Origin of the sequence: Paraburkholderia sp. CNPSo 3272 (assembly GCF_024206495.1) — a bacterium.
Lineage (GTDB): Bacteria > Pseudomonadota > Gammaproteobacteria > Burkholderiales > Burkholderiaceae > Paraburkholderia.
Map to the genome: position 1 here is coordinate 80,520 of NZ_JAMBPQ010000016.1, position 13,472 is coordinate 93,991.

A 13,472-nucleotide genomic window follows, 5' to 3' on the forward strand; every position below is an offset into this window, starting at 1 on the left:
TCAGCCTTGGCTGCCTTAGTGGAAACGAGCGGGAAACACGCGGGAAAACGTGTGGTGGCAAAAACGACGGCCGCCACGCGTTTTAGCGGTAGTCGTTCGAGCGCTGCGTCTTGTCCTTCGCTTCGACGTCGACTGCGCCGCCGTCGGCCGGAAGTTCGGGCTTTTGCGTGTCGGCGCCGGCGCCTTCGTTCTCGCGCATGCCTTCCTTGAAACCCTTCACCGCACCGCCCAGATCGCTACCGATATTGCGCAGCTTCTTGGTGCCGAAGACGAGCGCAACGATCAACAAGACGATCAGCCAGTGCCAGATGCTCAACGAACCCATGATTGACTCTCTCCTTAACCCCGCCGCCGCGCGAGGTGCGCGACGCGATAAATTGTGCCTGGTCGATGTTGCATGGTCGTGGCGTGCGACCGTTTAGCGACGCCCAAGTGTACCCACGCCATCCGTCATTTATACCGATTTTCACCGCCGCCGGCACTCAGCCCATGCGGTGCCACGGACGCGGCCCAGCGAGCAAATGCGCGTGCAGATGGTAGACCTCCTGCCCGCCGCCCGGCCCCGTGTTCACCACCGTCCGAAACCCGGTTTCGCCGCCCGTGTACGAGACGCCCAGCTCCTTGGCGAGCCGTGCGACCAATACAAACATTCTACCAAGCAGCGGTGCGTCGTTTTCACTGCAATCGGCAAGGGTGGAAATATGCTGGCGCGGAATCACGAGGACATGGGTTTCAGCTGCAGGCCGGATGTCGCGGAAGGCGACGAATTCTTCGTCCTCATACACCCGTGTGCTGGGAATATGGCCATCGGCGATCTTGCAGAAGAGACAGGTGCTGCGGTCGTGACTCATGGTGCTCCTGGTGAGCAAAGCCGCACGCGCCCCCGGGACCCCTCAGAACCAGGCGCGCGGGTTGTGCAGCGGCTTGTTGTCGTACAAGTACAGCCAGCCTTTGATGATACGGTACAACGTCCAGATTGCGACAGCCCACAAAATTGGAATGCCGACGAGCACGAAGATGAGCACGCCGCCGATCAGATGGCCGGCCAGCCCGAGCCAGAAGGTGCGGATTTGCCACGTGAAGTGCTGCTCATAGGGCGTGCCGAGCGCTTCGTCGCGTTTGAGGTAGTTGAGGATGATGGCCACCAGCACCGAAATGCCACCGGTCAGCCAGTACACCGCATAGAGCGCGTACAGCACGTGCGTGAAGGTGCGCAGGCTGCGCAAACGGTCCGCGTCGACGCCGTTGCGGTACGAAGGGGGCGGATAGTCGCCGGACGTGGACATGTTGTTTATCTCCCTCTGTAGAACGATGTACGCGGCGCAGAGCCTCAGTCGCCGTTCTCTTCGCGCTCGCGGCTCTTGCGCAGCGCCTTTTCTTCGAGACCCGAGAGGCCTTCGCGGCGTTCCAGCTCAGTAAGCACGTCAGCCGGACTCAGATCGAAGTGCGAGAGCGCGACGAGGCAATGGAACCACAGGTCGGCCATCTCGCCGACCAGCGCCTTCGGTGCGCCGCCCTGGCGCACGTCCTTCGCGGCCAGCACGACTTCGGTCGCCTCTTCGCCGACCTTCTTGAGCACCGCGTCGTCGCCCTTGTGAAACAGGCGTGCGACGTAGGAGGCGTCCGGGTCGCCACCCTTGCGGCTGTCGATGACCGCCGCGAGGCGCAGCAAGGTGTCGTTGGTGTTCAGTTGCGTCATTTGTAGATGTGTTCGGGGTCTTTTAGCACCGGGTCGACGGCGACCCAGCGGCCTTCGTCGACGGTGCCTTCGAATTGCTGGAAAAAGCACGAGTGGCGGCCCGTGTGGCACGCGATGCCCGAGACCTGCTCTATTTTGAGCAGCACGACGTCTTCGTCGCAGTCGAGGCGGATCTCGCTCACGTGCTGGACGTGGCCCGACTCCTCGCCCTTGAACCACAGGCGCTGGCGCGAGCGCGAGAAGTACACGGCGCGGCGCAGCTCGACAGTCTTCGCGAGCGCTTCGCGGTTCATCCACGCGAACATCAGCACGTCGCCAGTGGTGGCTTCCTGCGCGATCACGGGCACGAGGCCGTTGGCGTCCCAGTTGACCTTGTCGAGCCAGTTGGCATTGGCGAGGTCGTTGTCGGGTTTGCCGCTTTGAGTGTTGCTCATCACGTTACATCCTCACCGAAATGCCCTGGCCGGCCATGAAGCGCTTCGCCTCGCCCACCGAGTGCTCGCCATAGTGGAAGATGCTCGCGGCCAGCACGGCGTCGGCATGGCCCTTGACGATACCGTCCGCGAGGTCCTGCAAACCGCCCACGCCGCCCGAGGCGATCACGGGAATCGGCACCGCGTCGGACACCGCGCACGTGAGATCGAGGTCGAAGCCGCTCTTCGTGCCGTCGCGGTCCATGCTCGTGAGCAGGATTTCGCCCGCGCCGAGTTCGGCCATCTTGCGCGCCCATTCCACGGCGTCGATGCCCGTGGCCTTGCGCCCGCCGTGCGTGAACACTTCCCAGCGCGCGGGTTCGCCGAGCGTCGACGTGCGCTTCGCGTCGATGGCGACGACGATGCACTGCGAGCCGTATTTGTCGGCGGAATTGCGCACGAGCTGCGGATTGGCGACCGCCGACGAGTTCATGCTGACCTTGTCGGCACCGGCGTTGAGCAGGCGCCGCACGTCCGCCACGGCGCGCACGCCGCCGCCCACGGTGAGCGGAATGAAGACCTGCGAAGCCACCGCTTCGATGATCGGCAAGATCAGGTCGCGCTGGTCGGAGGTCGCGGTGATGTCGAGGAACGTGAGTTCGTCGGCGCCCTGGTCGTCGTAGCGGCGCGCGATTTCGACAGGGTCGCCCGCGTCGCGCAGTTCGACGAAATTGACGCCCTTGACGACGCGCCCGGCGGTCACGTCGAGGCAGGGGATGATGCGTTTGGGTAGAGCCATGATCTTGCCGAAGTTGCCAGTCGGTGTGTGTGCGGCGAGCACCTTTCGCGAGAAGGCTGCCGGCCCCGGTTCGGACGTGGCGCGCAGCCCATTGTCGCGCGCTTTGCGCCGTGCCTTGCGCCCTGAGGCGCAATAATCCCGCGCGAGCGCCAGTCCATTGATGGCGGCGCCGCGCCAAAAACAAAAGGCCTCCAGTGACGGAGGCCGGCGTTCGACGCTTTACGCGTCGTCCGATTCGCGCAGGCTGTCTGCGCGCGTTTGCGCGGCGGTGAAATCGAGGTCGCCCGAGTAGATCGCGCGGCCGCAGATCACGCCCTCCACGCCTTCGTCCTCGACTTCGCACAGTGCATCGATATCGGCAAGGTTGGAAAGCCCGCCGCTCGCGATGATCGGAATCTTCACCGCACGCGCGAGGCGCACCGTCGCTTCGATGTTGATGCCCTGAAGCATGCCGTCGCGGCCAATGTCGGTGTAGATGACGGACTCGACGCCGTAGTCCTCGAACTTGCGCGCGAGGTCGACGACTTCGTGACCGGTGAGCTTGCTCCAGCCGTCGGTCGCGACCTTGCCGTCTTTCGCGTCGAGGCCCACGATGATGTGACCCCCAAATGCGGTGCATGCTTCCTGGAGGAAGCCCGGATTCTTCACGGCGGCGGTGCCGATGATCACATAGGACAGGCCGTCGTCGAGATAACGCTCGATGGTGTCGAGGTCGCGGATGCCGCCGCCAAGCTGCACGGGGATCTCGTCGCCGACTGCGCGGATGATCTCGCGAATCGCGTCTTCGTTCTTCGGCTTGCCGGCGAACGCGCCGTTGAGGTCGACGAGGTGCAGGCGCCGCGCGCCGCGCTCGACCCAGTGTCGGGCCATAGCCGCCGGTTCCTCGGAGAAAATCGTCGCCTGGTCCATATCGCCTTGTTTGAGGCGCACGCAGTGACCGTCTTTGAGATCGATGGCCGGAATCAGCAGCATAGCTTCGGGTGTGTCTGGGAGTGGGGTTGAAGTCTGCAGCGCCGGCGGAAAAAAGACCCGATCCGACGCCGTTTCGCTAGTTTAGTACAACTCTTTCGGCGGCCTTGCTGACGCAAATCTGATGCCGCGGCGCTCGTGCGCGAAGGCGGCTGCGAGCGCCAGCGCCGCAGGAAGTCAGGGATTCCAGTGGACGAAGTTGCGATAGACGCGCAAGCCCGCAGCGGCGCTCTTTTCCGGGTGGAATTGGGTGGCAAAGATGTTATCCCGCGCCACGGCCGAGGTAAAGGCCGCGCCGTACGGCGTTTCGCCCACGGTGTGCGACGCATCCGCCGGAACCACATAGTAGCTGTGCACGAAGTAGAAGAAGCTTTCGTCGGGCACACCGTCCCACAGGGCGTGCGCGCGCGCCTGACGCACGCGGTTCCAGCCCATTTGCGGGACCTTGAAGCGCGAGCCGTCGTCCTGCAACTGACCTTCCAGATCGAAGCGCACGACCTTGCCGGGCAGCAGGCCCAGGCCCTTCGTGTCGCCTTCCGCGCTCCAGTCGAACAGCATTTGCTCGCCCACGCACACGCCCATGAGCGGCTTCGTGCGCGAGGCTTCGAGCACGGCGTCCTGCAGGCCCGACTCGGCGAGGCTGCGCATGCAGTCGGGCATCGCGCCCTGCCCCGGCAGCACCACGCGGTCGGCAGCACGGATCGCCTCGGGACGCTCGACGATGGCCACGTCGGCTTCCGGCGCGGCCTGCCTCAGCGCCTGCGCCACCGAACGCAGGTTGCCCATTCCATAATCAACAATCGCAATTGAAGTTTTCATCTCGAATCCGGCCTGCTCAAAAGGCCTTGCCCCTGGCTGTGTGGCGCATGTGCGCCGCGATGTGCCCTGATCTGTTCGAAGCCGTCAATGTACGCCAGTCGGCGCGTACGAGCCCATAAGCCGAATGGCTAATGTGGCGCGCATGCCGCATGCAGGCGACGGCCCCGGCGCGGCGCGCTCGAAGTCCGGCTCCGGCATGCGCCGGCACAGCGCACGCAGCGCGGCCCGCCTTCTGGTCTGTGAAAGGCGTCGCTTAGAGGCTGCCCTTCGTCGACGGGATCTTGCCCGCCTGACGTTCGTCCAGTTCGGCGGCCTGGCGCAGCGCACGGCCGAATGCCTTGAACACGGTTTCCATCTGATGGTGCGCGTTGAGGCCGCGCAGATTGTCGATGTGCAGCGTCACGCCGGCGTGGTTCACGAAGCCGCGGAAGAATTCGATCGACAGGTCGACGTCGAACGTGCCGATGCGCGCGCGCGTGAACGGCACGTGGAATTCGAGGCCCGGACGGCCCGAGAAGTCGATCACGACGCGCGAGAGCGCTTCGTCGAGCGGCACATAGGCGTGGCCGTAGCGGCGAATGCCCTTCTTGTCGCCAATGGCTTGCGCCACCGCCTGGCCGAGCGTGATGCCGACGTCTTCCACCGTATGGTGGTCGTCGATATGCGTGTCGCCATGCGCCTCGATCTCGAGATCGATCAGACCGTGTCGTGCGATCTGGTCGAGCATGTGGTCGAGAAACGGCACACCGGTCGCGAGCTTTTGCTCGCCGGTGCCGTCCAGATTGAGTTTCACGCGGATTTGCGTTTCGCTGGTGTTGCGAACGACTTGCGCGACGCGCATGGCAATATCCTTCAAACAGCCCGTAACAGGAGAGTGGGAGAACGAAGCATCGGCCTAACGCAGCACGAGCTTCAGGGCAGCGAGCAATTGCGCGTTTTCGTCGGGGGTGCCAACGGTCAGGCGCACACAGTTCGCAAGCAATGGGTGCATTTTACCCACGTTTTTGATCAGAATCCGGGCAGACAGCAGCGTGTCGAAAACCGCCGCCGCGTCGGGCACGCGCACGAGCAGGAAATTGCCCGCGCTTTCGAACACCTGGGCGCCCGGCAGCTTCGCCACTTCGACGGCCAGCGTCGCTCGTTGCGCGCGCAATTCGGCGGCCTGCGCATCGAGCACGTCCACATGATCGAGCAGCAGATCCGCCGCCGCCTGCGTGAGCACGTTCACGTTGTAGGGCGGACGCACCTTGTCGAACTCGTTGAGCCACGAGGGACGCCCGGCCAGATAGCCGAGGCGGATGCCCGCGAGCCCGAGCTTCGACATCGTGCGCATCACGACCACGTTGTCGAACTCGCCCGCGCGCGGCATCCAGCTTTGCATCGCGAACGGCTGGTACGCCTCGTCGATCACCACGAGGCTCTTCGCCTTTTCAGCCGCCGCGATCACGCGCTCGATGTCGGCGTCGTCGAACAGCGTGCCCGTGGGGTTGTTCGGGTACGCCAGCCAGATCACGGCGGGCGTGTGCTCTGCGATGGCCGCGAGCGTCGCGTCGAGGTCGAGCGTGAAGTCGGGCTTCAGCGGCACGCCGACGAACTCCAGCTGCGCGAACTTCGCCGACATCGCGTACATGACGAAGCCCGGCACCGGCGCGAGCACCTTCGCGCCCGGCTTCGCGCACGCCATGGTGATCATGCTGATGATCTCGTCCGAGCCGTTGCCGAGCAGCACGTCGCAGTCGGCAGGCACTCGCATCGTCTCTTTGAGCTTCGCGATCAGCGCCTCGGGACGCGGCGCGGGATAGCGGTTGAGCGCGACCGCCGCGAGGCGTTCGCCCAATTGCGCTGCAAGGTCGGCGGGCAGGGCAAACGGGTTCTCCATGGCGTCGAGCTTCACGAAACCGGAAGCGTCGGGCACGGGGTAACTCGTCATCGCGAGCACGTCGCGACGGATGATGTCTTGTGGTGTCGTCATGTCGAAAGGCGGCTCGCGAAAAGCGGGGCCGCCGGCACGGGCAGCTCGGCGAGCCGGCTGCCCTGGTTATCGTCGTGGTCTCTGCTGCGTGCGGGTCGAACCGAAGGTCAAACTGCTGCGCCCCGCGCGGCGTCTCCATGCCACGCGGCGGCTCACTCAACCGGTTTCTGCCAGTTGCGAGGCGTGCCTTACATCTGCTTCATGCGGAATTCGGCACTGCGCGCGTGGGCTTGCAGGCCTTCGCCGTAGGCCAGTTCCGCTGCGATCTCGCCGAGCGTTTGCGCGCCTTCCGCGCTCACCTCGATGAGGCTCGAACGCTTGATGAAATCATAGACGCCAAGCGGGGACGAGAAACGTGCGGTACGAGACGTAGGCAGCACGTGATTCGGCCCCGCGCAGTAGTCGCCGAGGCTTTCGCTCGTGTAGCGGCCAAGGAAGATGGCGCCCGCGTGGCGGATTTCGGCGCCCCACTTCTGCGGCTCCAGCGCCGAGATCTCGAGGTGCTCCGGCGCGATCTCGTTGGCGATGGCGCAGGCCTCGGCCATGTCGCGCACCTTCACGAGCGCGCCGCGGTTCGTGAGCGACGTGGCGATGACTTCGGCGCGCGGCATGGCGGGCAGCAGCTCGTCGATGGCGTCTTCCACGCGTTTGATGAAGCTCTCGTCCGGGCACAGCAGGATGGATTGCGCGAGCTCGTCGTGCTCGGCCTGCGAGAACAGGTCCATGGCCACCCAGCGCGGATCGGTCGTGCCGTCGCAAATCACGAGGATTTCCGAGGGGCCCGCGATCATGTCGATGCCGACCGTCCCGAACACGCGGCGCTTGGCCGAAGCGACATAGGCGTTGCCCGGCCCGCAGATTTTGTCGACGGCCGGAATCGTATTCGTGCCGAACGCGAGCGCCGCCACGGCCTGCGCACCGCCGATCGTGAACACGCGATCGACGCCGCCGAGCAGCGCCGCCGCCAGCACGAGCGGGTTCTTCACGCCGTCGGGCGTGGGCACGACCATGATGATTTCGCGTACGCCCGCGACCCGCGCCGGAATGGCGTTCATCAGCACGGACGACGGATACGCGGCCTTGCCGCCGGGCACATAAAGGCCCACGCGGTCGAGCGGCGTGACCTTCTGGCCGAGCACCGTGCCGTCGGATTCGGTGTATTGCCAGCTATGCGAGCCGCACTCGATGCGCTGCTTCTCGTGGTAGCCGCGCACCCGCGCCGCCGCCGCTTCGAGCGCCGCGCGCTGCTTGGGCTCGAGGCTCTCCAGCGCCGCTTCGAGTTCGCTGAACGGCAGTTCGAGCGCCGCGACGCTCGGGGCGGCAAGGCGGTCGAAGCGGTTCGTGTAGTCGAGCACGGCGGCGTCGCCGCGCGCCTTCACGTCGGCGAGAATCTGCGCGACGGAGCGCTCGATGGCCTCGTCCTCGCTCGCCTCAAAGGCGAGCACCGCGTGCAGCGCCTTTTTGAAGCCTTCGGCGCCGGAATCGAGTTTGCGCATCGTGATAGCCATGCTGGTATCCATCCGTTACGTTTGTGCGCGCCGCGCCCTTTGAGGCGCACAGCGCGCGAGGCGGCGCGTGATTGCGGCCGCCCTTCGCTTCTACCCGGTCAGCTCGGCTGCGTGCCGCGCGACGCGCGTTCGAACGCGTCGATGATCGGCCGCAGCGCGGCGCGCTTGAGCTTGAGCGCCGCCTGATTCACGACGAGGCGCGAGGAGATCTCCATAATCTCCTCGACCTCGACCAGATTGTTCGCGCGCAGCGTCCCGCCCGTGCTGACGAGGTCGACGATCGCGTCGGCGAGGCCCACGAGCGGCGCGAGCTCCATCGAGCCGTACAGCTTGATGAGGTCGACGTGCACGCCCTTGGCCGCGAAGTGCTGGCGCGCGGCTTCCGTGTACTTGGTCGCCACGCGCAGGCGCGCGCCCTGGCGCACCGCGTTCGCGTAATCGAAGCCGCCCTTCACGGCCACCGAGAGACGGCAGCGCGCGATGTCGAGATCGATCGGCTGATACAGGCCGCCGCCGCCGTGCTCGTTGAGCACGTCCTTGCCCGCCACGCCGAAGTCGGCCGCGCCGTACTCCACGTAGGTGGGCACGTCGCTCGCGCGCACGATGATCACGCGCAGGTTCGGGTCGGTGGTCGGCAGGATCAGCTTGCGCGAGGTTTCCGGGTCTTCGGTCACATGCACGCCAGCCGCGGCGAGCAGCGGCATCGTCTCTTCGAAGATGCGGCCCTTCGAGAGCGCAAGCGTGAGCGGCACGCTGGCCGCGGCCGCCGGCGTGGGCCTGGACTCGACCGTGCTCATTGCGCGCTCCCCTTGATCCGCTTCACATTCGCGCCGATCTTCGTGAGCTTCTCTTCCATGCGGTCGTAGCCGCGGTCGAGGTGATAGATGCGGTCGATCAGCGTTTCGCCGTCTGCGCACAGGCCCGCGATGACGAGGCTCGCCGAGGCGCGCAGGTCGGTTGCCATCACCTTCGCGCCCGAGAGCTTCTCGACACCGGCGACGAGCGCCGTCTTGCCGTCGATCGTGATGTGGGCGCCCAGGCGATTGAGTTCCTGCACGTGCATGAAGCGGTTTTCGAAGATGTTTTCGACCACCTGCGAGGTGCCGTCCGCGATCGTGTTGAGCGCCATGAACTGCGCCTGCATGTCGGTCGGGAACGCCGGATATTCGGAGGTGCGCACGTTTACGGCGCGCGCGCGCTCCTGCATGCGCACGCGCATCCAGTCGTCGCCCTCTTCGATCGTCACGCCCGCTTCGCGCAGCTTGTCGGTGACGGCGTCGAGGATGTGCGGACGCACGTGGCGCAGCGTAACGTCGCCGCCCGCCGCCGCGACCGCGCACAGGAACGTGCCCGCTTCGATACGGTCCGGAATGACGGTGTGGTGCGCGCCGTGGAGCTTGTCCACGCCCTGGATCACGAGGCGGTCGGTGCCGATGCCTTCGATCTTCGCGCCCATCGCCACGAGCAGGTGCGCGAGGTCGCCCACTTCGGGCTCACGCGCGGCGTTCTCGATCACCGTTTCGCCATCGGCGAGCACGGCGGCCATCAGCAGGTTTTCCGTGCCGGTGACCGTGATCATGTCGGTGACGATGCGCGCGCCCTTCAGGCGCTTTGCGCGCGCCTCGATGAAGCCGTGCTCGATGTTGATCTCGGCGCCCATCGCCTGCAGGCCCTTGATGTGCTGATCCACGGGGCGCGCGCCGATCGCGCAGCCGCCCGGCAGCGACACCTTCGCCTCGCCGAAGCGCGCGACGAGCGGCCCGAGCACGAGGATCGACGCGCGCATGGTCTTCACGAGCTCATACGGTGCGACGAGGTTGTTCACCTTCGAGGCGTCGAGCTGCACGCGCGCGCCGTTCTGCTCGGTACGCACGCCCATCTGTCCAAGCAGCTTGAGCGTGGTGCGCACGTCCTGAAGGTCGGGCACGTTGTCGAGATGAACGGGTTCCGCGCTCAGAAGGCCTGCGCAGAGAATGGGCAGCGCCGCATTCTTTGCACCGGAAACAGCCACTTCCCCTGCGAGCTTCTGCCCGCCGACGATGACGAGTTTATCCATGCCTGAGGTTTCCTGATCGGTGCGGCCGGCTTGCGGGGTCGCTTGATGTTGAGCTGCGCCGCTCGCGGCGGCGTCTTTGTCCTGGGTAATTCGCACTGAGATTCCAGATTATGCGTTCTGCCATTCGGCGGGCGTGAGCGTCTTCATGCTGAGCGCGTGGATTTCCTCGCGCATGCGGTCGCCGAGCGCCGCGTAGACGAGCTGATGGCGCTGGATCAAGCGCTTGCCGTCGAACGCTGAAGAGACGATGGTCGCGAAGAAGTGCTGGCCATCGCCTTCGACTTCGAGGTGCTCGCACGCGAGCCCTGCCGAGATGTACTGCTTGATCTGTTCCGGAGTCGGCAACATGAGTATGGCTCCTGCTTAGTGACGCAGCTTGTACCCGCTCGCGAGCAAACGCATGGCGAGCGTGGCCAGCGCCACGAAAAACACGAAAACGATCGACAGGCTCACGAGCGGGTTGATGTCGGACAGGCCGAAGAACCCGAAGCGGAAACCATCGATCATGTAAAAGAAAGGATTGAGCCGCGACACTTCGCGCCACAGGGGCGGCAGCGTATGCGTCGAATAAAACACGCCCGAAAGGAACGTGAGCGGCATGATGAGAAAGTTCTGAAACGCCGCGAGCTGGTCGAACTTCTCCGCCCAGATCCCGGCGATCAGGCCGAGCGTGCCGAGGATCGCCGAACCGAGCACCGCGAACGCGAGGATGTAGAACGGCGCGGCGAAGCTCATCGGAATGAACCAGATCGTCACGACGAACACGCCCGCGCCAACGGCGAGGCCGCGCACGATCGAGGCGAGCACGTAGGCGCCGAACATCTCCCATGCAGCGAGCGGCGGCAACAGCACGAATACGAGATTGCCTGTGATCTTCGACTGGATCAACGACGACGAGCTGTTCGCGAAGGCGTTCTGCAGCACGCTCATCATGACGAGGCCGGGGATCAGGAAGCTCGTGTACTCCACGCCCGGATACACCTCGACGTGCCCGCGCAGCGCGTGACCGAAGATCGTGAGATAGAGCAGCGCGGTAATGACGGGCGCGAGCACGGTCTGGAACGCGACTTTCCAGAAACGCAGCACTTCCTTGTAGAACAGCGTACGGAAACCGCTCATGCGAGACCCTCGACCACTTCAGGACCGTTCATCACCTGCACGAAGACATCCTCCAGATCGGCCTTGCGCACTTCCACCTCTTCGAGCTTGCAGCCGTTCGCACGGCACTTCGCGAGAATGCGCTCGACGTCGTCGTAGCTCGCGAGGCGCAGCAGATGCTGGTGTGCGCTGGCGCCCGCCGGATCGACTTCGAGCGCGCGCAGGTCGCTCGGTAGCACGCCTTCCGAGAAGCGCAAAAAGAGTTGCGTGCCGGCGAAGCGCTGCAGCAGCGCACTCGTGCGCTCGAGCGCGACCATCTCGCCGCGCCGGAGCATGGCGATGCGGTCGCATAACTGCTCGGCTTCTTCGAGATAGTGCGTGGTGAGCACGATGGTGTGCCCTTCGCGGTTCAGGCGCGCGATGAACTTCCAGAGCGTCTGGCGCAGTTCCACGTCCACGCCGGCGGTGGGTTCGTCGAGCACGATCACGGGCGGCCGGTGCACGAGCGCCTGCGCCACGAGCACGCGGCGCTTCATGCCGCCGGACAGCGCGCGCATGTTCACGTCGGCTTTCTCGGTGAGATCGAGATTGGCCATGACTTCGTCGATCCACGCGTCGTTGTTGCGCAGGCCGAAATAGCCGGACTGGATGCGCAGCGTCTCGCGCACGGTGAAGAACGGATCGAACACCAGTTCCTGCGGTACGACGCCCAGATTGCGGCGGGCGTTGCGGTAGTCGGCGACGACATCGTGGCCGCGGACGGCGATCGAGCCCTCGTCCGCACGCGCGAGGCCGGCAAGAATGCTGATGAGCGTCGTCTTGCCCGCGCCGTTCGGGCCGAGCAGCCCGAAGAACTCGCCGTCTTCGACCGTGAAGCTGACGCCCTTGAGCGCCTGAAGCGACTTGTAGCGCTTCTTGACGTTACGGATTTCTATGGCTGGCATGACTAATACGCCGCCCGTTTGCGAACGGCGCGGCTCAAGAGTGCATCAATGCTGCGGGGAAGACCGGAATTGGGGACGGCTTGTGAGGCCGGCTTTGCTGTCTCAGGGCACGCTTATTACATACCAAGCGGTACTTTTCGCGCCGAGGCAGCGCCCGAAAAACGGTTGATTATAGGCCAAGTCGGAAAGCGCGGCCTGGCCCTGGAGGGGAACGGCGTCGGCCCGGCAGTGCGGTGTGATACCGCGCGAACGCTAGCGTCCGGCCAGGCGACGCGGGTCAATGTCGCTCGTTGAGAAGCGAATCGACGCCGTAGGCGCGCGCGAGAGAGGCGAGCGCGGGGGGCAAGTTGAGCACGGCGAGGGAAGCGCCGCGCTCACGCGCGGCGCGCTGCCACGCGATCAGCACGGCGAGCGCCGAAGAATCGAACTGGGTGAGCGCTGCGCAGTCCACGGCGGTTGCGCCCGCCGAGATCTGCGCGAACCCGGCAGAGAGCGCGGCATTCGCGCTCTCGTGGGTCAGGTTGGCGCCGGTGGCGAAACGCTCGCTCACGAGGTCGCCTTGCCCGATGCAAGTTGCTGGTTACGCTGCGTGAGGAACTGGATCAGGCCGTCCACGCCGCCTTGCTGGATCTTTTCCTGGAACTGTTGCTGATACGCCTGAATGAGCCACGCGCCGAGCACGTTGATGTCATATACGCGCCAGCCTTGCGGCGTCTTGTAGAGGCGATAGTCGAGCTCGATCGGCTGGCCGCCGTTCATGACCGTCGAACGGACCACGACGTCGGTGTCGTCCGGGTTCGCGCGGAACGGCTTGTACTGGATCTGCTGGTCGCGCACCTGGGCGAGCGCGCCCGAGTACGTGCGGATGAGCAGCGTCTTGAACTGTTCGATGACCTGTTGCTGCTGTTCCGGCGTGGCCGTGCGCCAGTTGCGGCCCATCGCGAGCTGCGTGGTGCGGCGGAAGTCGGTGTACGGCAGGATCTTTTCGTTCACGAGCTGGGTGATCTTGCTGATGTCGCCGGACTGGATGGACTTGTCGCCCTTGATCTGGCTCATGACCTGTTGCGTGACCGTCTGGACCATCGCGTCGGGATTGCTGCTGTCTACCGTCTGGGCGAACGCGCCGCCGGCAAACGAAAGAAACATGGCGAAAAACGGGTACAGAAATAATTTTTTCATATCGAGTCCTGCTGGT

Annotated in this window: 18 protein-coding genes; all 18 read right to left on the reverse strand. The window is 65.0% G+C overall.

Going from position 1 to position 13,472, the window contains the following annotated elements; translation table 11 throughout:
- Positions 1-82: 82 nt before the first annotated feature.
- Positions 83-325 (reverse strand): Sec-independent protein translocase subunit TatA, encoded by a 243-nt coding sequence (tatA, locus tag M3I53_RS20380; protein ID WP_254317683.1) that lies wholly within the window; start codon positions 323-325, stop codon positions 83-85.
- A 157-nt stretch (positions 326-482) separates the two neighbouring features.
- Complete coding sequence (locus M3I53_RS20385; RefSeq protein ID WP_254317684.1) at positions 483-851, reverse strand: histidine triad nucleotide-binding protein; 369 nt, start codon at positions 849-851, stop codon at positions 483-485.
- Between the two features lie 42 nt (positions 852-893).
- The gene (locus M3I53_RS20390; RefSeq protein ID WP_028206579.1) at positions 894-1,286 is read right to left on the reverse strand and encodes a membrane protein; all 393 of its coding nucleotides are present in this window, start codon (positions 1,284-1,286) and stop codon (positions 894-896) included.
- Positions 1,287-1,330: 44 nt separating this feature from the next.
- Positions 1,331-1,699 (reverse strand): phosphoribosyl-ATP diphosphatase, encoded by a 369-nt coding sequence (locus tag M3I53_RS20395; protein ID WP_254317685.1) that lies wholly within the window; start codon positions 1,697-1,699, stop codon positions 1,331-1,333.
- On the reverse strand, positions 1,696-2,133 hold the full coding sequence (gene hisI / locus M3I53_RS20400) for a phosphoribosyl-AMP cyclohydrolase (protein WP_254317686.1): 438 nt from the start codon (positions 2,131-2,133) through the stop codon (positions 1,696-1,698). The genes M3I53_RS20395 and hisI overlap by 4 nt, the downstream gene beginning before the upstream one ends.
- A gap of 4 nt (positions 2,134-2,137) precedes the next feature.
- A complete protein-coding gene (hisF, locus tag M3I53_RS20405) occupies positions 2,138-2,911 on the reverse strand; it encodes an imidazole glycerol phosphate synthase subunit HisF (protein WP_254317687.1) in 774 nt (257 codons plus the stop codon).
- Between the two features lie 219 nt (positions 2,912-3,130).
- On the reverse strand, positions 3,131-3,883 hold the full coding sequence (hisA, locus tag M3I53_RS20410) for a 1-(5-phosphoribosyl)-5-[(5-phosphoribosylamino)methylideneamino]imidazole-4-carboxamide isomerase (RefSeq protein WP_254317688.1): 753 nt from the start codon (positions 3,881-3,883) through the stop codon (positions 3,131-3,133).
- Positions 3,884-4,057: 174 nt separating this feature from the next.
- Positions 4,058-4,699, reverse strand: a complete 642-nt coding sequence (hisH, locus tag M3I53_RS20415; RefSeq protein WP_254317689.1) for an imidazole glycerol phosphate synthase subunit HisH — start codon at positions 4,697-4,699, stop codon at positions 4,058-4,060.
- Between the two features lie 253 nt (positions 4,700-4,952).
- A complete protein-coding gene (gene hisB, locus M3I53_RS20420; RefSeq protein WP_133186218.1) occupies positions 4,953-5,540 on the reverse strand; it encodes an imidazoleglycerol-phosphate dehydratase HisB in 588 nt (195 codons plus the stop codon).
- 54 nt (positions 5,541-5,594) lie between these two features.
- Positions 5,595-6,671 (reverse strand): histidinol-phosphate transaminase, encoded by a 1,077-nt coding sequence (gene hisC, locus M3I53_RS20425; RefSeq protein ID WP_254317690.1) that lies wholly within the window; start codon positions 6,669-6,671, stop codon positions 5,595-5,597.
- Between the two features lie 188 nt (positions 6,672-6,859).
- Positions 6,860-8,179, reverse strand: coding sequence for a histidinol dehydrogenase (gene hisD, locus M3I53_RS20430; protein ID WP_254317691.1), 1,320 nt, complete (start codon positions 8,177-8,179; stop codon positions 6,860-6,862).
- A 98-nt stretch (positions 8,180-8,277) separates the two neighbouring features.
- Positions 8,278-8,976, reverse strand: a complete 699-nt coding sequence (gene hisG / locus M3I53_RS20435) for an ATP phosphoribosyltransferase (RefSeq protein ID WP_254317692.1) — start codon at positions 8,974-8,976, stop codon at positions 8,278-8,280.
- Positions 8,973-10,235: a UDP-N-acetylglucosamine 1-carboxyvinyltransferase gene (gene murA / locus M3I53_RS20440; protein WP_254317693.1), complete on the reverse strand. Its 1,263-nt coding sequence runs from the start codon at positions 10,233-10,235 to the stop codon at positions 8,973-8,975. The genes hisG and murA overlap by 4 nt, the downstream gene beginning before the upstream one ends.
- Before the next feature lie 108 nt (positions 10,236-10,343).
- On the reverse strand, positions 10,344-10,583 hold the full coding sequence (locus tag M3I53_RS20445) for a BolA family protein (RefSeq protein WP_028206568.1): 240 nt from the start codon (positions 10,581-10,583) through the stop codon (positions 10,344-10,346).
- A 15-nt stretch (positions 10,584-10,598) separates the two neighbouring features.
- Positions 10,599-11,354 (reverse strand): ABC transporter permease, encoded by a 756-nt coding sequence (locus M3I53_RS20450; RefSeq protein WP_042269663.1) that lies wholly within the window; start codon positions 11,352-11,354, stop codon positions 10,599-10,601.
- On the reverse strand, positions 11,351-12,277 hold the full coding sequence (locus M3I53_RS20455; RefSeq protein ID WP_254317694.1) for an ABC transporter ATP-binding protein: 927 nt from the start codon (positions 12,275-12,277) through the stop codon (positions 11,351-11,353). The genes M3I53_RS20450 and M3I53_RS20455 overlap by 4 nt, the downstream gene beginning before the upstream one ends.
- A 277-nt stretch (positions 12,278-12,554) precedes the next feature.
- A complete protein-coding gene (locus M3I53_RS20460; protein ID WP_254317695.1) occupies positions 12,555-12,827 on the reverse strand; it encodes an STAS domain-containing protein in 273 nt (90 codons plus the stop codon).
- A complete protein-coding gene (locus M3I53_RS20465; RefSeq protein WP_254317696.1) occupies positions 12,824-13,456 on the reverse strand; it encodes a phospholipid-binding protein MlaC in 633 nt (210 codons plus the stop codon). The genes M3I53_RS20460 and M3I53_RS20465 overlap by 4 nt, the downstream gene beginning before the upstream one ends.
- Between the last annotated feature and the right edge of the window lie 16 nt (positions 13,457-13,472).